Raw genomic sequence first — 21,145 nt, forward strand, 5'->3', positions numbered from 1 at the left:
CGCCCAAATCCGTTCGGCGGCTGGTCACTTGGGGATGGTCGAGGCGACATCGTCCAGCGTCGTCTCGGTGACCAGGCCGGTGTCCTCCAGTACGTCCATGTGGTCCTGGACGGTGTTGTTGGTCTGGGTGGCCAGCCGCCGGATCAGGGTGTTCTTCGTGGTGGCGCGCACTTCGCCGATGGTGATGAAGATCTTGCCGTGGGAGGCGCGGAGCAGGTCCACGAAGAGCTGGTCGAACGCCTTGCCCCGGGCGTCCTTCAACTGGTCCACCCAGCCCTGTTGTTCGGCGGTGGCCTCGTCGGGGATGGGCACGCTCAGCGCCTCGGAGTCCTCACGGGCCAGCTGGTCGAGTTTGCTGTGCCCCTCCAGCAGGTGCATACCGGCGCGCTTGATGGCTTCGCTCGATGCGTGCGTCTGAGCGAGCCGGCCCGCCGGCATCTCCCACAGCCCGGCTTGCCGGACCTTGGTGAGGAAGGTCTTGTCCAGGGCGCTGAGTGCGCCCGCATTGCCTCCCTGAGGCCCGGCCAGGGCCGCGTTCGCGGCCGGAAGATGGGCCGAGTGCGACTCGTCGGCGGAGCTGTCTCTCTGTGCGAGCCACACGGATACGCTCGCGATGACCGCGAGCAGAGCGACCGCGGCGGCTATCAGACGGCCACGGCTCGCTGTGGGCTGGGCTTTGCGTGCATGGGATTTCATCGTGCCTCCTGATTGCGCGCGAGGGTCGCTGGAGCGCTGTCGCCCATGGGGCTGTTGGGGCACGGTCACGCTAACGTTTGCATTGAGCAAAGAAATCGATTCAGCGACGATGCGCAAATCCCTGGGGCGGCCGGCGACGATGAGCTACCATGCCGCCTCCTCGTGCGCGCAGGGGGCCTTGCGCCTCATGCTGAGGCAGTGCCTGAGACAGCGGTGAGGGCGCCGGTTCAGCCACTGACCGACGGCGCGCCTTCAGGGGCACTCAGCATGGCCGGCGGCAGGTAGGCGGACCGGACGCGCAGGTCCCAGCCGTGTACTTGGACTGCCAGTGCGGCCAGGGCGATGGTTTTGTGCGGCAGGAGGCTGCGGGGTGCCGCATCGAAGGGTGCGCTCTCCCGGTGCTGCACCAGACGCTGCTCCAGCGCCCGCTCGAAGGCCGACTGGTCATCCTCCAAAAGCACGCGCAGCAGGCGCTGATCCGGCGTCAGCGCATCGAGCATGTCCAGCTGCCGCTTCGCCTCGGCGCGCTCGCCGGCAGTCGGCTTGCACAGTGCTACCGACGGCCAGTGCCGGGGCAGATGCCCTTCCGCCTGGGTGAGGTAGCCGCACAAGGCGTCCATTTCCGCCAGCTCATCCGGATCCGACTTCGATTCCAGCTTCGAGTGCGGCACACCACGGTGAATGTCAGGCGCGATGTCGCCGCGCAGCAGCAGCCCGATGACCAAGTCCCGTTCCCAGACCATGCCGCTGATCACAGACAGTGCGAACGCGGCCAGCCAGCTCTCCGCGGTGGCCACCTGCTCCACAACGGCCTCGAAGTCCGTGTCCTCGCTGCTGAGCTTCTCGTCAATGAGGGTGAAGGAGATCTCTTGGTCGCCGTTGGGGTAGCAGCCGAGGTCCAGGAGGCCCATGGCGCACTCGGCCGCGGTGCGCAGGACGACGCGTGACGGGGCGGTGCCGGGCTCGGGGTCCGCCACCGTGCGGGCGGCTATGTGGTCGAGGAGTTCGTCGCGCATTCCCGCCAGCTCCGCATCGGAGTAGCAGTCGTATTGCATCGTGTGCCAGCGGCTGAAGGCCCGCCCCCAGATGTCCTCCAGCGCCTGTGCGATCCGCTGCTCACTCACGTCATGCCGGGCTACGTCTTTGATCGTCATGAGCATCATCCTGGCAGCCGCCACTGACACCGCAGGTGTCCAGCCAGGGACCCCGGGTCACCCGCGCGGCGGCCCGGGAGAGGCCTCAAGGCGTACGAACGGGATGCGCTGCCCCGCCCGGCGGTAGGCGGCTTCGCTGCCGTCGACGTCGAAGCCCATGAAGGAACACAGTCGGCGCGCCAGCCTCGGATGCGCCGGAGCGTAACGGGCCATCAGGGCGCCGCCGTCCTCCGGGGAGAGGAAGCGGGCCGTAGTGGTGTACCGGTGGTTGCCGCTCTGCACCACCGCCTGCGGCGAGTGCCGCAGATTCTGGTACCAGGCGGAGGACGGGCCGAACCCGGCGGCGACGGTCCAGCTGAGTCGGTCGCCCTCCCGCTCGTACGCGATGACTTCCAGGACGACCTGGCGGCGGATTCCGGTGCGCCGGCCGGTGTGGTGCAGCAGGAGCAGCCGTTTGCCGAAGAGCGCGCCGAGCCCTGCCCGGTAGAGGCGAATGGGGAGACGCGCCAGGAAGCGCCGCCATCCCGTGGGGAGCGGTGGGCGTCCCTGCGCCGAGAAGGGGTGTGTCATGCGTTCCTGCCTTTCTTCCGGAGGCGGGGCGCTTCGGTCACCGGTGACCGGCGCCGCCGCTCGCTGGACGGGGAGGGGAGGCGGAAGAGCAGTTTGTGGCCCGTACCAGTTTGTGGCCCGTGCAACTTTTGCATAGTGCGCATTGCCGGGCGGCGGCAAGGGGCCAAGTGTCCGAAGAGCCGCAGGCCAGGCGCTTTCCGGCGTCCTATGACGACGCCGGAAGATTCCGGGCGGTAGAAAGGGGAGATGGCGGAGCGCATGGCCCCCACGAGGGGCATGGATGATGTGGATGCGGTGACCCAAGCGGTGCTCACGGCGTCGAGGCTGCTGGTCGCGGTGTCCGCGCGGTCACTCGGCGAGGTGGAGGAGCGGGTGACGCTGCCGCAGCTGCGGATGCTGGTGGTGCTCTCCACGCGGGGCGCCACCAAGCTCGTGACCCTCGCCGAGCTCCTCCAGGTCGCCCCGTCGACCGCGATGCGCATGGTGGACCGGCTCATCACGGCGGGCCTGGCGCTCCGTCAGGCCAACCCCGACAACCGCCGCGAGACCTTGCTCCAGCTCACCGGCGAGGGGCGGCGCACGGTCGAGGAGGTCACCGCCCGCCGCCGCGCCGAGATCAGCGCCATCGTCGAACGCCTCGCCCCCGCGCAGCGGGCCTCGCTCATCGAGGCACTCACCGCGTTCAACGAAGCGGGTGGCGAACCACCCGTGGACGCGGCGGAGGAGCACCCGCTGGGGTGAGGCGCGGTCGCTGAGGTGAGGGCGGTTGCGGTGTGGGCAAAGTGCCGTCCGGGCGCGTCGCCGGGCTCTATGCTCGGACCACATTCGCTCGTGGACCGGAGGCTCCCTGTGCAGATCACGATCCGGTGTGAAGGTGCCGATGCCTCGGGGGAGTTGGCCGCGAGTCTCCATCAATGGCTGCTCGACGAACCGGACGCCCGCCGGCACGCCGAGGTGCAGCTGGTCGGTGCCGCGCCGGTCGAGGGCGAACTGGGCTTTGTGCTCGATCTGGTGCAGCTGATCGTCGGCTCCGGCTTCAGCGCGGGGTCCCTGGGCTACACCGTCGCCCAGTGGAAGAAGATGAACGCCCCGCAGCTGGCCATGAGTTTCGAGCGGAACGGCCGGACCGTGACGGTGAGCGGGACGGACGCCGAGGAGATCGCTCGCGTCATCCGGCAGCTCGACGAAGAGTGAAGCATTGGCTCGTTTGCCGCGGTTCGACGCTTCGTATGCCTTGCTGATCGGGGTGTCGGAGTACCAGGACCACGAGTTTCCCGAGGTGCCGGCCGCGATCCACAATCTGGCGGGGCTGCGCAGTGTGCTCGCACCGTCCGACGGCGGAGGCTTTCCCCGTGAGAAGTGCCGGATGGTCTCCAACCCGCGCACCGGCGAGGGAATGCGGGTCGCCATCAAACGGGCGGCCGAGTCCGCCACCGATGTACTGCTGCTCTACTACATCGGTCACGGCTGGAAAGTCGATGGCGACCTTTATCTGGCCTCCCAGTCGTCGAGCCCTGATTCGATCGAAACCACGGGGCTGGCGTACAAGACGGTCCGCCGGCTGGTCCGGAGCTCCCCGGCCGCGATCCGGATCATCGTCCTGGACTGCTGCTTCAGCGGGGTCGCCACGGGACTGCTGAGCGGTGCGGGCGACCTGCGCCTCAGCGAACCCGAGGTCGAGATCCCGCTCGACGAGGAGCTGCCCGATGACCATGCCGACGGTGTCTGTGTCATCGCCTCCAGCGGCCCCAACCAGCCGTCCCAGGACTCGGACGGGGCGGATCACACGGCCTTCACGGGGCACTTCCTCGCCACGCTGAAGGCCGCCACACAGGCCGGTGAAGTGCGTGATCTGGAAGCGGTGTTCGACGGGACAAAGGCGGCGATGATGTCCGCAGAGCTTCGGCATGCGCCGTTGATCGCCTCGATGGGAGGGGCCCGCCGGCTGGCGCTGGTGAAGAGCCTGACGGCCGTCGATCCCGTTCCTGCCGGGGTGCCCGAGGCCGCGGTCGTCCGCCATCCGGCGGCGGCGGACGAGACCGTGGTCGCCGCGGCGGTCGCGCCGCACGGCGACGGGCCGGCCAAACTCATGAGCTGGCACACCCCGGTGGGCAGCGCGGACATCTTCGATTCCGCGCTGGCACTGACGCTGCTGCAACAAGCCATGGCAATGGGGGGTGACGATGAGCACGCCGGATAGGAAGCGGAGCGGGGAGCTCGACCGGCTGCGCGCACAGGCGGAGGAAGACTTCGGGACCTACGGCCCACAGCTCGCGGACCGGCTCCTGACCGCATGTCAGCGGCTTCGGGCCGCCGGCGAAGGAGAGGAAGCCCTCCTCATCGCGCAGGAAGCGGTGGGGATTCACCGGGCACTCGTCGACCGCTACCCCTCCGTCTCCGTCGGCACCGGGCCGGCGCATGCGTTGCTTCAGCTGGGGCTCTGCCTGGCCGAGCTCGGGGCGGCCGAGGAGGCGGTCGATGTGTTGGCGGAGTGTCTCGCGTTCACTGAGGTCCTGCCGGCGTACTTGTGGCCGTCCGGGCTGCGGTTGCGCTGCAACGCGCTCGAATGCCTGGCGCTGATCCTCGGCTCGTCGGGCCGCACGGCGGAGGCGGTCGATGCCTCGCACCAGGCGATCACGGGCTACCGGGAGCTGTTCGAGGAAGACCCGAGCGTGGCGCCGGAGCTGGCCCGTGGTCTGCACAACCTCGCCACCCTGCTGGCCGCCGGGTCCGAGCGGGAGCAGGCCCTGATCCCCCTGGAAGAGTCCCTGGCGATGTACGACCAGCTCTCCGTAGGGGGCAACACGGCGCTGGCGGCGGAGCGGAGCCGGGCCCAGCAGTTGCACGCCGTCCTGGCGGGAGGAGAGGGGGAGGCCGGGGACGTCGCGGGCGAAGCGCTGTCCGCCTACCACCTGGCGGCGGAGGCCGATGCGTACTCGGCCACGTCGGGACTGGCCGGCATCCCGGCGCATGTAGAGATCCATCGTGTTGAACCCGTCGACCACGTCATACAGCCACACAGAGAGCAGCGGAGCATGGACCGGAACCGGATTGACCTGACCGAAGCGGTGCAGGCCGTACGCGACGATCTGCGCGCGGCCACCGAATCGTTCGACGGCGGTGACCTCCAGTTCGACATGGGACCGATCGAGCTGGAATTCACCGTCGAGCTGGAACGCGACCCCCGGGCACGGTCGGGTGTGCGCACCTGGGTCGTCACGGACGCCGCCGCGGGGAAGGCGTCGGCCCCCGCCAGGCACCGGCTCACGCTCACGCTGACGCCACGACAGCTTGCCTATCGGAGCGTCGACGTGGCGGACAGGATGTAAAAGGACGCCGGTCCAGGCCAACTTCGGCCGCTCGGCGACGCCTTCGGAACCCTGCCGCACGGCCGCTGCGGAGGGTCGACGCCGGTACCCCGGACGCGTACTCTCCGCAGGGTGCTGAGGCTCATCAAGTACACGCATTCCTGTGTCCGGTTGGAGCGTCCGGGAGGCGGGACACTGGTCATCGACCCCGGTATCTGGAGCGAGGCGCGGGCGCTGCACGGTGCCGACGCGATCCTGGTGACGCACGAGCATGCCGACCATGTCGATGTGCTGCGCCTCAAGGGGCTCGGCGCGCCGGTCTACGCACCCAAGGGAGCGGACTTCGGCGGCCTCCTGGACGTCATCGAGGTGGAGCCGGACGAGGAGTTCAGCGCGGCGGGCTTCCACGTCACGGCGCACGGCGGCCGGCATGCGCGGATCTACGGCGACCTCCCGGACTGCGCCAACCTCGGCTACCTGATCGACGAGCGCCTCTACCACCCCGGCGACTCGCTCCATGTGCCGGACGAGCCGGTGGAGACGCTGCTCGTGCCCGTGCAGGCGTCGTGGCTGCGTACGTCCGAGGCCATCGACTTCGTCCGGGCAGTCAAGCCGGAACGGGCCTACGGCATCCATGACGCGCAGATCAACGAGCGGGGCCTGCACAGCGTCAACGGCTGGCTCGACGAGGAGGCGGGCGGGTGTTACGGCTGGGTGCCGCCGGGTGCCTTGTTGCCTTGCTCGGGGCGGTGAGCGCAGGGCTGGGCCGGATCGCCTGATGGTCTTGTGCGGGGATGCCGTACGGGGTCCCGTACGGAGGCCCCGTCCGACGGCCTCGCCCCCCGCGGTCCCGTACGGCGCTCGCTCGGTCGAACCGTCCTGCTCAGGCTCCCGGAGCGCCCGCGCGCAGGCCGTCCATGACGAGGTCCAGGAGGCGTTCGGCGCGTCCGTGCCAGTCTCCCTGCGGATCGATCTGCCAGAGGCCGGAGATGGCCAGCACGAAGTCGTCGGGGGTCACCCCCGGGCGGATGGTGCCGGCCTCTTCGTTCGCCTTCAGCAGCAGGGCGACGGCTGAGGTCACCGGGCCGTGTCCCGGTCCGGCCAGCGCGCCGGGCGCGCAGGTGGTCTTGCGCATCGCGTCGGCAAGGCCGGCCTTGGCCATGGCGTACTGGGCGAGGCGGTCCATCCACTCCCGCAGGGCCTGGTCGGGGGCGTGCGTCTCCAGCAGCTGGGACGCGGTCGCGGAGACCTGCTGCACTTCGTGGCGGTAGACCTCGAGGACGAGTGCCTCGCGGTTGGGGAAGTTGCGGTAGAACGTCGCCTGCCCGACGCCCGCCTTCTTCGCGATTGCGCTCAGCGGGGCGTCGGCCGACCGCGTCAGTTCCGCGAGGGCCACTTCCAGGATGCGTTCGCGATTCCGCTGCGCGTCCGAGCGCACCGGCGCGGGCTTTCTCTCCTGCACTCGTCCTCCACCCGGAATCCACCGACGGCCGGGTCTTGCTAAGCGGACAACTGTCCGGTAGATTTTTCGAAGCTAGCGGACAGCTGTCCGCTTAAGTCCACCATACCGCCGGATGCGGCCGATGGGGATGGTCCGCGACCCCGCGACCGGCTCCTCGCCCACCGCGCCCGCCGCAGAAGCCCCAGCCGACGCCGCCACGCACAGCGCCTCCCTCCCGAACCACCTGCGGGTCCGTCCCGTTCGACGCTCTCGCACCGCGCGACAAGGACAGCTCGACGTCCTGGTCGGCCACGCCCTCAGGGCCGGCCCGCTGCGCCTCACCCATGCGAAAGAAGGCTGATCATGGCCCTATCGACGTCCAGCGTCATCACCCTGAACATCAACGGCGAAAAGCGCACGCTGCCCGTCGACCACCGCACCACCCTGCTCGACGCGCTGCGCGAGCAGCTCGATCTCACCGGCACCAAAAAGGGCTGTGACCACGGTCAGTGCGGTGCCTGCACGGTACTGCTCGACGGTAGCCGGGCGGTCTCCTGTCTCCAGCTCGTGGTCGCCGCCGAGGGACGGGAGATCACCACCATCGAGGGCGTGGCGGACGGCGACCGGCTCCATCCGGTGCAGCAGGCCTTCCTCGACTTCGACGGCTATCAGTGCGGCTACTGCACACCGGGGCAGATCTGTTCGGCCATCGCCGTGATCGAGGAGCATGCGGCGGGCTGGCCGAGCGCCGTCACCGCCGACATACGCCCCGAAGCGGGAGCGCCCGCGCTGACCGCCGAGGAGATCCGGGAGCGGATGAGCGGCAATCTGTGCCGCTGTGGCGCCTATGTATCGATCGTGCAGGCGGTCGCGCAGGCGGCGGAGACCGAGGCCCGACGGACGGCGGGCGCAGCGGAGGGGGAGCTGACGGCATGAGGGAATTCGGATATCAGCGGGTGACCGAGGTCGCCGGGGCGGTGGCGCTGCTCGGGGCCGATCCTGACGCACGCTGTCTTGGCGGCGGTACCAACCTCGTCGACCTGATGAAGGCCGGGGTGGAGCGGCCCGCGCTGCTCATCGACGTACGTGACCTGCCCCTGGGCCGGATCGAGCCCGGGGACGACGGCGGGCTGCGCATCGGCGCGACGGTCACCAACAGCGAGCTCGCCGCCGATCCCGAAGTGCGCCGGCGCTACCCTGCGCTGGCCGAGGCCGTGCTGGCCGGTGCCTCGGGGCAGCTGCGCAATATGGCCACGGTCGGCGGAAATCTGCTCCAGCGCACCCGCTGCGGCTACTTCACCGACCCGGCCAAGCCGTGCAACAAACGCGCCCCCGGCAGTGGTTGCCCGGCCATCGAGGGCGAGCACCACAACCACGCGATCCTGGGCGCCTCCGCGCACTGTGTGGCCGTCCACCCCTCGGACATGGGAGTGGCGCTGACGGCCTTCGATGCCGTCGTCTCGTACGAAACCGCGGACGGGCCGGGCGAGTTGCCGCTCGCGGAGTTCTATCTGCCGGTGGGTGATGCCCCGCACCGGGAGACCGCACTGCCGCCCGGTGCGCTGATCACCGGTATCACCCTGCCGCCGGCCCCGGTGGCCGCCGCCTCCCGCTACCGGAAGGTGCGCGAGCGCGCGTCGTACGCGTTCGCGATCGGCTCGATCGCCGCCGCCCTCGATGTCCGGGACGGTGTCGTCCGCGAGGTGCGCCTCGCCTTCGGGGCGGTCGCGTCCCGGCCGTGGCGGGCCCGGACGGCCGAGCGGGTGCTGACCGGGGGCCCGGCGGACGCCGCGGCGTTCGCCGCCGCCGCGGACGCCGAACTCGCCGCCGCCGAGCCGCTGCCCCACAACGGATACAAGGTCACCTTGATGCGCAACCTCGTCGTGGCCGTACTGACCGAACTCGCCGAGGAGGCCGCCCGATGACCACCACCACGGAAAACCTCGCGGTGGCCGGGGCCGTGGGCGCCGCCCACACCCGCCTGGAGGGCCGGGACAAGGTCACCGGAACGGCGCGCTTCGCGGGCGAGGTCCCGTTCGCCGAACTCGCCCACGGCTGGCTGGTGTTGTCCACCATCGCCCGCGGCCGGATCCGCTCCGTGGAGTCGGCGCCCGTCCTGGCCCTGCCCGGCGTCCTCGCCGTCCTGCACCACGACAACGCCCCGCGCGTCAACGGGGACTACCAGGGGCCGCTCGGTCCGCCCGACCCGATCCTTCAGGTCTTCCAGCACGACCGGGTGCCGCATGTCGGCTGGCCGGTGGCGCTGGTCGTCGCGGAGACCCCCGAGCAGGCCAGGGAAGCCGCCGAACGGCTGGTCGTCCGGTATGACGAGGAGCCGCACGATGTCGCCTTCTCCGCCGGGCGGCCCGGGATGTACACACCGGAGAATTCCCCCACCGTGGCGGCGGAGACGGCGAAGGGCGACCTGGACGCCGAACTCACCGCGTCCGCCGTGGTCGTGGACGCGGAATACACCACACCGGAAGAGCACCACAGCCCGCTGGAACCCCATGCGGCGATGGCGCGCTGGGACAACGGCCGGCTGGAGGTCGTCGACTCCAATCAGGGCAGCAGGTTCGTGGCGGAGGAACTGGCGCAGCTGTTCTCGCTCGACCCGGGCTCGGTGCGGGTGCGGTCCGAACACGTCGGCGGTGGCTTCGGCTCCAAGGCGACCCGCCCGCATGCGGTGCTCGCCGCGATGGCCGCGACCGTCCTGCACCGCCCGGTCCGGGTCGTTCTGACCCGCCGGCAGATGTTCTCGGTCGTCGGCTACCGCAGCCCCACGGTGCAGCGGGTCCGGCTCGGCGCCGACGCCGACGGGCGGCTGCGTGCCTTCGACCACCAGGCGGAGTGCCTCACCTCGACCGTGTACGAATTCGTCGAGCGCAGCGCCAACTTCGGACGGCCGATGTACGACGCCGCCGCGCACCACACCGTCAACCGCGTCGTCCCGCTCGATGTCCCGACGCCGACCTGGATGCGGGCACCGGGCGAGGCGCCGGGCTCGTTCGCGCTGGAGTCCGCGCTCGACGAACTCGCCGAGAAACGCGGTATGGACCCGATCGAACTGCGCGCACGCAACGAACCGGACGTGGGCCCGGTCTCCGGTCTCCCCTTCAGCAGCCGCCGGATGCTCTCCTGCTTCCAGGAGGGCGCCCGCAGGTTCGGCTGGGCGGACCGGGATCCGCGCCCCGGCACCCGCCGCGAAGGGCGCTGGCTGCTCGGGACCGGCACCGCCGCGGCCACCTTCCCCTCAGGGGTCGCGCCGTCCACGGCCGCCGTGACGGCGGAGGCGGACGGCACCTTCACCGTACGGATCACCGCGGCCGACATCGGAACCGGCGCACGGACCGCGCTCGCCCTGATCGCCGCGGACGCGCTGGAGGTGGCACCGGAACGGATCCACATAAAGATCGCGGACAGCGACTTCGGCCCGGCGATGATCGCCGGTGGCTCGATGGGCACCCGCTCCTGGGCCTGGGCGATCACGGCCGCGGTGCGCGAGCTGCGGGAGCAACTGGCCCTGGGCGGCAGCATCCCGCCGCAGGGCATCACGGCACGGGCGGACACCGGCGAAGCCGTCAGGGCGCTGGAGAAGAAGGAACGGCACTCCTTCGGCGCGCAGTTCGCCGAGGTCGCCGTGGACATCACGAGTGGCGAGGTGCGGGTGCGGCGGATGCTCGGCATCTTCGCCGCGGGCCGGATCGTCAACCCGCTGACCGCGCGCAGCCAGTTCATCGGCGGTATGACCTGGGGGCTGTCCATGGCGCTGCACGAGGAGGCGGCCCGGGACCAGGCCTCGGGCGGCCATGTCGGCGCCGATCTCGCGGGCTACCACCTCGCCGCGCACGCCGATGTCCCGCCCATCGAGGCGGACTGGGTGGACGACCCGGACCCCGACGACCCGGTCGGCATCAAGGGCATCGGCGAGGTCGGGATCGTGGGAGCCGCGGCGGCCATCGCCAACGCGGTCTGGCATGCGACCGGAGTACGTCACCGACACCTGCCGATCCGCCCCGACCGCGTCCTGCTGGCCGCCACCGCACCAGGAGGAGACCGGGATGCTTGACCTCGCCGACGCCTTGCACCGCTGGCTGGCGGAGGGGCGGGACGTCGCCGTCGCCACGGTCGTGGCCGTCGACGGCAGCGCGCCGCGCGGTCCGGGCGCCGCCCTCGCCGTCGACAGCCGGGGCACGGTCATCGGCTCGGTCTCCGGCGGCTGTGTGGAAGCGGCGGTCCACGACCTGTATGCCCAGGCGCTCCAGGACGGCCAGGTGGTGCTGGAGCGGTTCGGCCCGGGCCCCGAGGACGCCTTCGCGGTAGGGCTGACCTGCGGCGGAGCCATCGAGGTGCTGGTCACGCCGATACGCGCGCACACTCCGGGCCGACAGGTGTGGGCGGCTGCGCTGGCGGCCGCCACCGGGGGAGCGGCGGCAGCCCTCGCCCTGGTGACCCGTGGACCGGCCGAACTCCTCGGCCGTCCCCTGCTCCCGCCGCACCCACGAGGACCGCAATCGCCGGCTGCGCGAGGCCGGCCTCACCGCACGCGAACTGGCCCGGCTCCGCTCACCGATCGGCCTCGACCTCGGGGCCCGTACCCCCGAGGAGACCGCCCTGTCGATCGCGGCCGAGATCGTCGCGATACGCCAGGGCGGCACGGGCGTCCCGCTGACCGGCTCGCGGACCCCCATTCACCACGATGCGCACCAGCGAAGATCGGACCAGGCCGGACCGCATGCGGCCGCATGACACGGCCGGGTCCGGGCGCCCGGCGCCAGGGCGGGTCCGCCCGCACGTCCCACCTGGCTCGCGGCGTCTGCCACGCCCCCTGGGGACGCCGCGAGCCCCGCCCTCCCCGGGCGGACGAAGGGACTTTGCGGACACGCCCCAAGGCAGGAGGCCCGAGGTATGCCCGATGGCTGATATCCGGTGGCTGGGTGGCTGGGTGGGCTGGGGGGCTGAGGGGGCTGAGGCGACTGATATGCCGTGCCCCGGACCGGGCAGGGATGCGGATATGACCGTCCTCGTCGGAACCTCCGGCTGGCAGTACAAGGACTGGCGCGAGGTCCTCTACCCGCAGGACCGGCCGCAGCGACTGTGGCTGGAGGAGTACGCACGGCACTTCGCCACCGTCGAGAGCAACGCCGCCTTCTATCGGCTGCCGGAAGAGAAGACCTTCGCGGACTGGCGGGACCGGACCCCCGACGGGTTCGTGATGGCCGTGAAGGCAAGCCGCTATCTGACCCACATCAAGCGGCTGCGCGAGCCGCAGGAGCCGGTCGGGCGGCTGATGTCGCGTGCCGCCGCCCTCGGCCCCCGGCTCGGGCCCGTCCTGCTCCAACTGCCGCCCACACTCAAGGCGGACGCCGGACTGCTGGACGACTGCCTCAGCTGCTTTCCCGCCGGAACCCGGGTCGCCGTCGAGCCCCGCCACCCGTCGTGGTGGACCGCGGAGGTCCGTACGGTGCTGGAGCGGCGGGGCGCCGCGCTGTGCTGGGCGGACCGCGGTTCCCGGCCGGTGACGCCCCTGTGGCGGACCACCGACTGGGGCTATCTGCGCTTCCACGAGGGCCGCGCGGAACCCTGGCCGCGTTACGGCAGGCAGGCGCTCACCACCTGGGCACGGCGGATCGCCGACACCTGGCCGGACCGGGCCGACGTCTACACCTACTTCAACAACGATCCGGGCGGGGCGGCCGTCCGCGACGCCACCACCTTCGCCCGTGCCGCCGCGGCCGCCGGCCGCACCGTGAGCCGTGCGCCGTCCGGGCGTGGCGCCGCCCGGTGACCGCGGGCCCGGGATATATCTGCGCTCGGACGGCCGGGCCGGGCGAACGAGGTGACGAGGTGAGACACGGATGATCCGCAGACGGGTGGTGGTCTCCGGAGACGTGCACGGCGTGTTCTTCCGCGACACCTGCCGGCGCACGGCCGACGGCCTGGGAGTGGCCGGCTGGGTGCGCAACCTCCCGGACGGGACGGTGGAGGCCGTGTGCGAGGGCGAGCCCGAGCGCGTACAGAAGCTGGTGGACTGGGCGCATCAGGGCCCGCCCCTGGCCACCGTCGACGCGGTCTCCGTACGGGAGGAGGAGCCCGAGGGGCTGACGGGCTTCGAGATCCGGCCGACACCCGCAGGGTTCTGACCGGGCGGGCACCCGGGCCGGGCCGTGTCACGTCCCGGCCGCCCGCCGCCCCAGCCGCCCCCGCCCCACGACCGACCACGTCACCCCATCAGGAACGCCGCATCCCAGCCGTTCACCTCAGCCGCGCCGACTCCCCGGCGGGCGTCGGCGTACTCGGCCAGGACGAGTGCGACCCCGGCGGCGCCGTCCAGCAGCCCGGGGTGGTGCACCCGGTGCGGTGCGGGCCCCGACGCGGGGGAGGGCGGCACAACCTGGCGGTAGCCAAAGGGAGTTCGGGGGTCGTACTCCGCCACGAGCTCCTGGGCGAGGTCGTCCGCCCTCGCCCACCACTCGGTGCGTCCCGTGGCGACGGCCATCCGGCTGACGGTGTGCAGGACGCCCGCACGGCCATGGCAGAAGCCCGGGTCGGTGGCTACCGCGGCATCCAGTGGGTGGCGCGCCAGGCCACTGACCGCGTCCTCCGCCAGGGCCGTCAGCCGGCCGTCACCGAGCGCCCGCCCGGCCAGATACAGGGACCAGGCGATCCCGGCGGTCCCGTAACACCACCCCGGCCGGCTCCTCGCCCCCGCCTCCCGGGGCGGCTGGAGCTCCTGGGGCGGGTGGGAAGACTCCCCGGCTGCCTCCGTAGGGGCGACGCGGCCGGGCCACCGCATGCCCAGGTCGCCGGTGTACGCCACGCTGACCACCCAGTCGGCCATACGGCGGAGGGCGTCCGCCATCCCCGGCACCCGGTGTCCGGACCGGTACGCCAGCGACATCAGGGCCAGGGGCCCGCAAATCCCGTGCGCGACACCGACGTTGAGGTCACCCCTCGGGTACTCCTCGCGGTCACGGGCGAGGAGATAGCGGTCGGGGGCGCACCACCATCCCGGTACGTGGCTTCCGTCGGCCACCGGGGACCGTACGGGGTGCGTCATCCGGACCAGATGGGTGAGGACGTCGCGGAGTGCCTGCGCGCACCGCTCGTCGCCGTGGTCGGCCGCCAGCAGGAGGCCACGGGCCTCGCCCGCCAGGCCCGAGATCACGTCGTAGTCGCCGGCCGCCAGCCCTGGGCCGTGTTCCTGCCGCCGGGCCGTCAACCGGGCGACCCGGGCCCGGACGTATGCGGCGTGCACCTCGGCGCAGCGCGCCAGCAGCCGGGTATAGCCGCCGTGCGCGTCGGCGTGCAGCCGTGCAGGCAGCAGCAGATCACCGACCGCGGCCGGACCGGCGTCGGTGGTCGCCGCGACGGCCGCCGCGAGATGGGCGTGCCCGATCGCCGCATACCGGGCGTCGTTCCGGGCGCATCTGGTGTGCAGCAGTGCGATGCCCGGGTGGCCCATCAGCAGCGACGCGGGCTGCCAGGCGGGTTGCCACAGGTCCGGCGGCAGCGCGGTGAGCGCCTCGTGCGCCGTACCGGCCACCCGCTCCGGTGAGCTCAGCAGATCGGCGACGCGGTACGCGATGTCGGACGCCGCGTCGCACAGCGCGAGGGGTGCGGTCATCGGTTGTTCCGCCGCCGTCCGAGCCACCGCGCCAGCGCCTCACGGGCCGTCACTTGCGCCGTCCGTTCCGATTCGGGCCGTGGGCCGAGCAGCCGGTTGCAGTGCATATGGGCCAGGCTCAGGGCGATCCGTGCTGTCCGGTCGCGGTCCGTCGCACCGGCCGCCAGCACCTCACCCAGACCGGCCAGCGCCGGGCCGCGGGTGCTCCACCCCACGCCCCAGCCGTCCGCCGCGGCCGACGGCCGGGGCCGGGCGTGCGCGTCCAGCAGCGCGGCGACCTCCTGCTTCCGGGACCGCGGGACCTCTGCGCGGTGCGCCAGTACCGACGGGCCGCTGAGCCAGTTGAGCGCCTCGTCCGGGGAGCCGAGGCGGGTGACGATGTCGAGGATGCCCAGCGCGGCCGGCAACGAGGGGTCGCCCAGCTGGTCGGGGGCCATGGCCAGCAGTGTGACGACGGACTCGCTGTCGGCGTGGAAGACGCGCTCGGCGTGATCGAGGGCGGCCGGTCCGCCGTACCGCTCGACCTCGGGTTCGTAGGTGTCCAGGACCATCGTCCCGAGGAGCCCCGCCGCCGCCAGATCCCGCGCCCAGGAGTGGAGCTCGGGCAGCAGCACCGGCCACAGGGATTCCGGCGTGCCGTGGAAGCGCAGCCGGATGTGCGGCGCCGGGTCCTCGTAACGGAGGAAGAACCAGCGGTCGGCGCCCGCCCTGCGCAGCAGCTCGGGGTCGGTCAGCGCGCCGAGGTGACGGGCCAGCACCTCCGGCTGGCGGGCCGGGGGCACATAGAGCTTCGCGTAGAGCCACTCGCCGCCGGGCAGATGGGTGCGCGTACTCCGGCCGCCGTCCGGGCCGTTCATCAGGGGCGCTACCGGCGCCGCGGCAGGCCGGACCTGCCGGGTACCGTGCGCGGCGCCCCGGCCCGCGGACCGGGCGAAGACGGGAAAGACGAACTCGGCGGCATGGGGGCCCTCAGCGCTCCGGAACCACTGCCGTTCCGCCCGGCCTCCGTACTGCTCCACCAGCGTCAGACCGGCCGCCCGCCGCACCTCGTCCCGCAGGACCGGGAGATGCAGCGGATCGTCGAGGTCGACCGCGACGCGGTGGTCGGCCTTGGTGAGCAGCACCCGCCGGGGCACATCCCAGCGCCGCCGCCACTTCCCGACCTGCTCACCCCACTCCTCGTCCCCGCGGTCGGCCGCCGCGCGCAGGGCCCGGTCCGGCAGCCAGCGCGCCGGGGAGAGCACGGTCCGGCCGTGGCGCACCCGCGGCAGCACGGGAGCCGAGGCCCAGCGTCCCCAGCTCCACGGTGCGCAGAAGGACCGACCCTCCTGTCCGAGCTCCAGCAGGAACCGCGCCACATACGGAAGATGACCGTTGGCCGGATGGAGCATCGAGTACGAGAGCGGGCGCACCCTGCGGCCGGTCGCGCCGTCGATGAGCCGGAGGCCGTCGGTGTCCGCGTGGACCGCGAGGTTCTCCAGGCGCAGATCGTGCGCCGTCTCCGCGGCGGCGGGGCCGACACCCAGGGGGATGCGATGGGTCAGCCACTGCGGAACGGCGGAGACATTGGCGGAACGCGCCACCCTGGGCCGGTAGGCGACACAGGCCGGAATCTCGTCGTCCGGTGCGCTCTGCTCCGCGTGCAGCGCCAGCTCCTGAACTCGCGCGCCCGAGGGGCCGAATACCGGCGCGAATCGGCTGAACATCGCCCCCGCCAGCGGCGACACCGCCTGCGGCGCGAGCACCAGATGAAAGTCCCCGGCGCACAGGGCCTCCCAGTCCGGAGCCACCAGCTCGGCGCCCACCTCCATACTCAGCGGGGCGGGCCCGCGCTCGGCCGGTTCCAGGGTGCGCACGGTCTCCTCGTCCAGCACCACTTCCCGTACGCCACGGCGCGCCGCGTCCATCAGCAGCTCGCCGAGGACCCGGTCGCGCTCCCCCGACTCGGGAGAGGGCACGGCTTCGGGCTGCCGATAGGCGAGGGGGAGCCCCAACCCCCGGGCCTCGTCGAGCAGTTCCAGGACCGGCACCGCGTGGTCGGTGCCATACCGTTCGAGGAAGGCCAGGTGGTAGTCGCGCAGATGCGGATTGCCGCGGTGGACGGGGGAGGTCCGCCACAGCACCGTCGCGGCCTGTGCCGCTTCCCGGGCCACCTCGGGCGGCAGAGTCAGCCGTATGTCCAGGGCCAGGTCGGTCTGGAGGACGTCGGCAGCCGGTTCCAGCGCCCGCATCCGTGCGGAGACCGCGGTCAGCCGGGCCCGCCGGTCGCCCGGCGGTGCGGCATCCAGGGACGCCAACTCATCGTGCACCGCGTCCAGTTCACGGGCAGTCGGATGGTCAACCCCGTGCAGCTGGTCGCGTAAGTGGTCGAGGGGGGCGGTGCAGTCGGGCGGCGGCGTCAGATCGGTCAGCAGGAAGTGGCCGCGCACGAGCTGGGTGATGCTGCCCTCGACCGCGCCTTCGGGCGCGTGGGGGAACGCTCGCCGGCCCGCTTCCACCAGCAGAGGAAACGGCGTGGGCCGCGCCGCGGCCGCCAGGAGGTGCTGGACCACCCGGGTGTGGCGCACCGACCCCGCCAACTGCCGTTCGCCGCTGGGGTCGTGGTGGTCGACCAGCACCAGCCGGCCGTCCCGTACGGTGTGCAGGTTGTTGGCCGTGAGCCGCGAGCGCTCCAGTACGGCGGGGAGAGCGCGCAGCGTCTCCAGTACGCCGTCCAGCCAGGCCGCGTCCGGCCGGGTCACGGTGCGCCCGTCCCCGAGCAATTCCCGTGCGGGTGCCGGCCCGAATCCGGCGAGGCCGACCCCGGCGAACAAGCCGAACGGGGTGGGTCGGTGGGACATCCGTGAGCGGTATTTCATCAGTGACATCGCGATACGGCGCAGCGACTTGAGCCGGAGCGATTCCCCGGCGACGGCGCGGTCCACCTCGTCCGCGAGGCTCACGCTGGCCAGGCTGACCGCCGTCATCAGCCGTGGGTCGACGGCCAGTTCCGCTATCCGGCGGCGCAGCCGGGCTGCCTCGTGCGGCGCCTCGCCGGACGGCCGGGGCTCGGGGGCCGGGGGATCGTCCGAGGGCAGTGGGAGGGCCGCGGCCCGTACCAGAGCCACCTTCCCGCACTCGAATCGCACATCATCCGCACTGCTCACGCCTGTCCCCGCCCCGCCCGTTCCGTGCCACCGCTTCGCCCGACGACGGTGCGGGGTGCCGCGGGAAACGATGTCCCGCAGCACCCCGCACCGGTGTGGTCAGCAGCTCCAGGAGGTGGGCGGGCAGACCTGCGTCATCAGCTTCGAGTCCTGGGCCTTCGCCGCGGTCGTGGCCGACTCCATGATCTCCATGTCCAGGTCGAGGTCGAATTCGTCCAGGTTGATGGTGACGTTCTCCATGGTCCCCTCCAAGGAAAGATAATTTAATTCCGGATCATTTCCGGTTGTTGCGGAGATATTTCGCAACTGCCGAGGTATTTCATACGAGGTCGCGATCTTCGTCAAGAGCGTTTAAAGGCCGCCCAGCGAGGGCAACACCCTTGCTCTGCACCGGAGTTGACCTGATGGCGCGCCGGTTGCACGCCTCCGCTGCGGCCCTCTGGCAGTGCTCAGAGGAAGTCGAGTTCGGAGGTGAGCCGGACCCCCGTACGGTGCAGCACTTCCTGCTGTACGAGCTCGATCGCCCGGGTGAAATTGGCGGCGGTCGCCCCCTCGTCGGCGACGAGGGTGTAATGCAGCGAGGAAACGCGCACGCCCGTGACGATCGGGGTGCTCAGCTCGAAACCGGCCTGCCGGATGAGCCAGCTCGCACTCACCCGCGTCGAGCCGTCGGGGAAGCGGTTCACGGGGGCGTTGCGCGCTCGCAGACCGTCGGCCTGGGCGGGCGAGATCTCGGGGCTGAGGAACACACTGCCGACCGATCGGTCATCGGTGCCACTACAGCCCAGCACCATGCCCTTGCTCCGCCGGACGGCGAGCACCGCCTGGGCCACCTCGTCCAGCGGCACCCGGCTCCCGACCGGCACATCGAGCGCGGCGGCCACCGTCCGATACGTCACCGGCGTGCTCAGCGCGGACCGGCGCAGCGCGAAGACCAGAGTGAGCAGGGTCCACCGGCGGGAGTGCTTGAAGACGCTGGTGCGGTGGCCCAGCCCGCAGGCCGCGGCGTCCAGGGTGACCATCCGGCCCAGTTCCCAGTCCCACGCGGTCACTTCCACCAGACAGTCGGCCGTCTCCTGGCCGTAGGCGCCGACATTCTGGACCGGGGTGGCGCCGGTGGTCCCGGGGATGCCCACCAGCATCTCCATGCCCGTCAGGCCCTCGGCGACGGTGGTGTCGACCAGGTCGCCGAGGAGGTGTCCGGCCTGCACCTCGACCAGCACCCGCCCCTCGTCGGTGTGGCCGGTCATCCGGACGCCCTTGGTGCTCATCCGCAGCACCGCGCCCGCACAGCCGGCGTCGCTGACCACCACATTGCTTCCTTCGCCGAGACAGACCGGCCGGCCCGGGGAGGCGTCGGCCAGCGCGACGAACTCGGGGAAGTCCGCGGGGTCGAACAGCTCGAAGAGGACCGCCGCCGGTCCTCCGAGACCCAGTGTGGTCATCGGGGCAAGCGGTGCCTCGTGAGTGACTCGCATATGTTCCTGTTTCTCCTGGATGCCGTTCCGTGTCGAGGGGTCGTGGCATGGGAAGGGGCGCGGGGGCGAGGGCCGGCCCTCAGGGGGCGACGGGCCGGACGCCACCCGGCGCCACCGCACGACGAGCGGGGGCCGGGGCCCTGCTGACGGTCCCGGAACGGCACGGCGGCCGACGGGTGCTCGTGGCCACGTCTCAGCACGCCGCCCGCGCCCGGCCCGCCGCCAGCAGCGCGTCGGCCCGTTGCACGATGTCGCGCGCCACCGCACTGTCGTACCGCACGAACCGCCGCCGCAGCGCCATCAGCCGCGCGTGGGCGCGCTGTGAGCTGACGTGCTCGGCCAGCGTCAGTGCGTCCGTGGCGGCCGCCGCCGCGCCGTCGAGCTCGCCGCGCGTCAGCCGCGCCTCGGCCAGCGAGGCACTGTGCAGCAGCAGGTTGCGGGGCTGGCTGCCCTGGAGCATGTCGATCCCGCGCGTGAGATACGGCTCAGCCCGCTCGGGGCGCCCCAACTCCAGCCAGGCCCGGCCGGCATCGGCCACCATGACCGCAGGGGTGAGCCAGTACGCCCAGAGCGGCTCGGCCGAGGGCCGGCCCGCCCGGCTGAGCTCGGCCGCGTCGTCCAGGGCCCGCTGACAGGCCGCCTCGTCGCCGAGACTGGCATGGGCCCGGGCCTCGCGGGTGGCCAGCAGCGCCTGGCCGATGCCCATATCCTCCTGCGCCGACCCCTTGCGGGCGATCCGGATCAGCCGCAGCGCCTCCTCGGGCCGGCCGGCCCATCCGGCCCGGTAGCTCATACAGGAGATGATGTACGCGGCGAGCGGCCGGTCACCGGCGGCCCGTGCGGCGCCCAGGGCGGCCAGGAAGCGGGAGTTGCTCAGCTCGTCCTGGCCCTGATCCGCCGTCAGCCAGGCGGTGAGCTGGCCGAGCTCGGCGATGATGCGATGCAGTTGCCGTCCGGTCGACGCGTCGTAGGAGTAGTGGGCGGCCATCCTCTCCGCCCACTGGAGGTCCTGGAGCGCCCAGTCCAGTACGAGCCCGCTGCTGCCGCTGTCGTCCAGCTGGCGCAGCTGCTGGATTCTGGCGGTCAGCATCTCGATCGCGATCCCGGGAATCTCCTCACCGCGCAGCCGCGAGGGCGGCGGCAGCGCGTCGTCGGCCACCAGCCAGTCCACCGACGCGGTGAGCGGATCGAGGGTGGCCGGCGGCTGCACGGGCGCCGCGGGGCGCGGCTGGGCGGAGCTCCGCCGCTGCGGCGGGACCGCGGAAGCGAAGTGCCCGGGCCACAGCGCCTCGACCGTGATCGGCTCACCGAGGTGGTCGGACAGGATCGTCGCGATGATGTACGGCAGCCGACGCCGGGGGCAGGCGCCCTTCAGCCAGTTGTACGGAGCCTTGCTGCTGATGGTGCCGCTGCCGCACCGCCGGTTGATTTCACGGGCCAGCCGCTCCGGTGGCCAGGACAATCGCGCCAGGCAGGTCGCTAATACAGAGGTGTCGTTCATCGGCGGAGCACCTCGGCCGCGGCGGCGCTCGATGCCGGGGGTGGGGTGGCCGGGACCGTCGGCTCCGGCGACTGCCGGGGGAGCTCCGGAGTCATCTCCGACCGGAGTGGAATCGGGCCGACGATCTGCATAGCCGCTTTCCACGCCCCCCTGCCGACAACTGCCCAGCCATAGTAGGGATTCCCGGGGGCGGGAGGCCGAATCTGTGATGACCGACACAGCTA

Annotated in this window: 19 protein-coding genes and 1 pseudogene; 11 read left to right on the forward strand and 9 right to left on the reverse strand. The window is 71.9% G+C overall.

The genetic code is table 11. The features are described 5' to 3' along the window. Nucleotides 1-24: 24 nt before the first annotated feature. The 3 genes from CP981_RS33835 to CP981_RS33845 form a co-directional block, all read right to left on the reverse strand. Nucleotides 25-696 carry a DUF4142 domain-containing protein gene (locus CP981_RS33835; protein WP_085922375.1) on the reverse strand — a complete coding sequence of 224 codons (672 nt, stop codon included), beginning with the start codon at nt 694-696 and terminating at the stop codon, nt 25-27. Nucleotides 697-923: 227 nt separating this feature from the next. Then, a complete protein-coding gene (locus tag CP981_RS33840) occupies nt 924-1,850 on the reverse strand; it encodes an immunity 49 family protein (protein WP_244329916.1) in 927 nt (308 codons plus the stop codon). 57 nt (nt 1,851-1,907) lie between these two features. Then, nucleotides 1,908-2,420 carry a nitroreductase family deazaflavin-dependent oxidoreductase gene (locus CP981_RS33845; protein ID WP_085922374.1) on the reverse strand — a complete coding sequence of 171 codons (513 nt, stop codon included), beginning with the start codon at nt 2,418-2,420 and terminating at the stop codon, nt 1,908-1,910. 246 nt (nt 2,421-2,666) lie between these two features. Between CP981_RS33845 and CP981_RS33850 the strand changes: the two genes are divergently transcribed. From CP981_RS33850 to CP981_RS33870, 5 genes are all read left to right on the forward strand, one after another. Continuing rightward, nucleotides 2,667-3,161 carry a MarR family winged helix-turn-helix transcriptional regulator gene (locus CP981_RS33850; RefSeq protein ID WP_425282186.1) on the forward strand — a complete coding sequence of 165 codons (495 nt, stop codon included), beginning with the start codon at nt 2,667-2,669 and terminating at the stop codon, nt 3,159-3,161. Between the two features lie 108 nt (nt 3,162-3,269). Continuing rightward, nucleotides 3,270-3,614, forward strand: a complete 345-nt coding sequence (locus CP981_RS33855; RefSeq protein WP_085922372.1) for an effector-associated constant component EACC1 — start codon at nt 3,270-3,272, stop codon at nt 3,612-3,614. A gap of 4 nt (nt 3,615-3,618) precedes the next feature. Continuing rightward, nucleotides 3,619-4,620, forward strand: a complete 1,002-nt coding sequence (locus CP981_RS33860; RefSeq protein ID WP_085922371.1) for a caspase family protein — start codon at nt 3,619-3,621, stop codon at nt 4,618-4,620. Continuing rightward, a complete protein-coding gene (locus CP981_RS33865; protein ID WP_143658804.1) occupies nt 4,604-5,749 on the forward strand; it encodes a trypco2 family protein in 1,146 nt (381 codons plus the stop codon). Before CP981_RS33860 ends, CP981_RS33865 begins: the two co-directional genes overlap by 17 nt. 114 nt (nt 5,750-5,863) lie before the next feature. Then, a complete protein-coding gene (locus CP981_RS33870; protein ID WP_085922456.1) occupies nt 5,864-6,481 on the forward strand; it encodes an MBL fold metallo-hydrolase in 618 nt (205 codons plus the stop codon). A gap of 130 nt (nt 6,482-6,611) precedes the next feature. Here CP981_RS33870 and CP981_RS33875 read toward each other — a convergent pair whose 3' ends face one another. Then, the gene (locus CP981_RS33875) at nt 6,612-7,190 is read right to left on the reverse strand and encodes a TetR/AcrR family transcriptional regulator (RefSeq protein ID WP_085922369.1); all 579 of its coding nucleotides are present in this window, start codon (nt 7,188-7,190) and stop codon (nt 6,612-6,614) included. Between the two features lie 342 nt (nt 7,191-7,532). Between CP981_RS33875 and CP981_RS33885 the strand changes: the two genes are divergently transcribed. The 6 genes and pseudogenes from CP981_RS33885 to CP981_RS33910 all read left to right on the forward strand — a co-directional run bounded on the left by CP981_RS33885 (nt 7,533) and on the right by CP981_RS33910 (nt 13,312). Next, on the forward strand, nt 7,533-8,105 hold the full coding sequence (locus tag CP981_RS33885) for a (2Fe-2S)-binding protein (RefSeq protein WP_085922368.1): 573 nt from the start codon (nt 7,533-7,535) through the stop codon (nt 8,103-8,105). Continuing rightward, nucleotides 8,102-9,094, forward strand: coding sequence for an FAD binding domain-containing protein (locus tag CP981_RS33890; protein ID WP_085922367.1), 993 nt, complete (start codon nt 8,102-8,104; stop codon nt 9,092-9,094). Before CP981_RS33885 ends, CP981_RS33890 begins: the two co-directional genes overlap by 4 nt. Then, nucleotides 9,091-11,238: a xanthine dehydrogenase family protein molybdopterin-binding subunit gene (locus CP981_RS33895; protein WP_085922366.1), complete on the forward strand. Its 2,148-nt coding sequence runs from the start codon at nt 9,091-9,093 to the stop codon at nt 11,236-11,238. Before CP981_RS33890 ends, CP981_RS33895 begins: the two co-directional genes overlap by 4 nt. Continuing rightward, nucleotides 11,231-11,918: pseudogene (locus tag CP981_RS33900) on the forward strand (XdhC family protein). The gene CP981_RS33895 and the pseudogene CP981_RS33900 overlap by 8 nt, the downstream one beginning before the upstream one ends. A 265-nt stretch (nt 11,919-12,183) precedes the next feature. After that, complete coding sequence (locus CP981_RS33905) at nt 12,184-12,957, forward strand: DUF72 domain-containing protein (protein ID WP_085922365.1); 774 nt, start codon at nt 12,184-12,186, stop codon at nt 12,955-12,957. A gap of 70 nt (nt 12,958-13,027) precedes the next feature. After that, complete coding sequence (locus CP981_RS33910; protein WP_208853019.1) at nt 13,028-13,312, forward strand: acylphosphatase; 285 nt, start codon at nt 13,028-13,030, stop codon at nt 13,310-13,312. Between the two features lie 80 nt (nt 13,313-13,392). Here the strand turns inward: CP981_RS33910 and CP981_RS33915 are convergent, their stop codons facing one another. From CP981_RS33915 to CP981_RS33930, 5 genes are all read right to left on the reverse strand, one after another. After that, nucleotides 13,393-14,796 carry a lanthionine synthetase C family protein gene (locus CP981_RS33915; protein WP_085922364.1) on the reverse strand — a complete coding sequence of 468 codons (1,404 nt, stop codon included), beginning with the start codon at nt 14,794-14,796 and terminating at the stop codon, nt 13,393-13,395. Further along, the gene (locus CP981_RS33920; protein WP_085922363.1) at nt 14,793-17,942 is read right to left on the reverse strand and encodes a lantibiotic dehydratase; all 3,150 of its coding nucleotides are present in this window, start codon (nt 17,940-17,942) and stop codon (nt 14,793-14,795) included. The genes CP981_RS33915 and CP981_RS33920 overlap by 4 nt, the downstream gene beginning before the upstream one ends. A 99-nt stretch (nt 17,943-18,041) precedes the next feature. Beyond that, the gene (locus CP981_RS37960) at nt 18,042-18,182 is read right to left on the reverse strand and encodes a hypothetical protein (protein WP_158092606.1); all 141 of its coding nucleotides are present in this window, start codon (nt 18,180-18,182) and stop codon (nt 18,042-18,044) included. A gap of 209 nt (nt 18,183-18,391) precedes the next feature. Further along, entirely contained in the window at nt 18,392-19,687 is a 1,296-nt protein-coding gene (locus CP981_RS33925) for a UDP-N-acetylmuramate dehydrogenase (protein ID WP_341873695.1), read from the reverse strand. Beyond that, on the reverse strand, nt 19,614-20,921 hold the full coding sequence (locus tag CP981_RS33930; RefSeq protein WP_085922361.1) for an NsdA family TPR-like regulatory protein: 1,308 nt from the start codon (nt 20,919-20,921) through the stop codon (nt 19,614-19,616). The genes CP981_RS33925 and CP981_RS33930 overlap by 74 nt, the downstream gene beginning before the upstream one ends. Between the last annotated feature and the right edge of the window lie 224 nt (nt 20,922-21,145).

It is taken from the genome of Streptomyces platensis, assembly GCF_008704855.1.
Lineage (GTDB): Bacteria > Actinomycetota > Actinomycetes > Streptomycetales > Streptomycetaceae > Streptomyces > Streptomyces platensis.

Bases quoted from the DNA above. Each gene is read 5' to 3' on its own strand.
- CP981_RS33835 (WP_085922375.1), bottom strand. From the start codon at position 696: ATGAAATCCCATGCACGCAAAGCCCAGCCCACAGCGAGCCGTGGCCGT.
- CP981_RS33840 (WP_244329916.1), bottom strand. From the start codon at position 1,850: ATGACGATCAAAGACGTAGCCCGGCATGACGTGAGTGAGCAGCGGATC.
- CP981_RS33845 (WP_085922374.1), bottom strand. From the start codon at position 2,420: ATGACACACCCCTTCTCGGCGCAGGGACGCCCACCGCTCCCCACGGGA.
- CP981_RS33850 (WP_425282186.1), top strand. From the start codon at position 2,667: ATGGCGGAGCGCATGGCCCCCACGAGGGGCATGGATGATGTGGATGCG.
- CP981_RS33865 (WP_143658804.1), top strand. From the start codon at position 4,604: ATGAGCACGCCGGATAGGAAGCGGAGCGGGGAGCTCGACCGGCTGCGC.
- CP981_RS33885 (WP_085922368.1), top strand. From the start codon at position 7,533: ATGGCCCTATCGACGTCCAGCGTCATCACCCTGAACATCAACGGCGAA.
- CP981_RS33890 (WP_085922367.1), top strand. From the start codon at position 8,102: ATGAGGGAATTCGGATATCAGCGGGTGACCGAGGTCGCCGGGGCGGTG.
- CP981_RS33895 (WP_085922366.1), top strand. From the start codon at position 9,091: ATGACCACCACCACGGAAAACCTCGCGGTGGCCGGGGCCGTGGGCGCC.
- CP981_RS33905 (WP_085922365.1), top strand. From the start codon at position 12,184: ATGACCGTCCTCGTCGGAACCTCCGGCTGGCAGTACAAGGACTGGCGC.
- CP981_RS33910 (WP_208853019.1), top strand. From the start codon at position 13,028: ATGATCCGCAGACGGGTGGTGGTCTCCGGAGACGTGCACGGCGTGTTC.
- CP981_RS33915 (WP_085922364.1), bottom strand. From the start codon at position 14,796: ATGACCGCACCCCTCGCGCTGTGCGACGCGGCGTCCGACATCGCGTAC.
- CP981_RS37960 (WP_158092606.1), bottom strand. From the start codon at position 18,182: ATGGAGAACGTCACCATCAACCTGGACGAATTCGACCTCGACCTGGAC.
- CP981_RS33930 (WP_085922361.1), bottom strand. From the start codon at position 20,921: ATGAACGACACCTCTGTATTAGCGACCTGCCTGGCGCGATTGTCCTGG.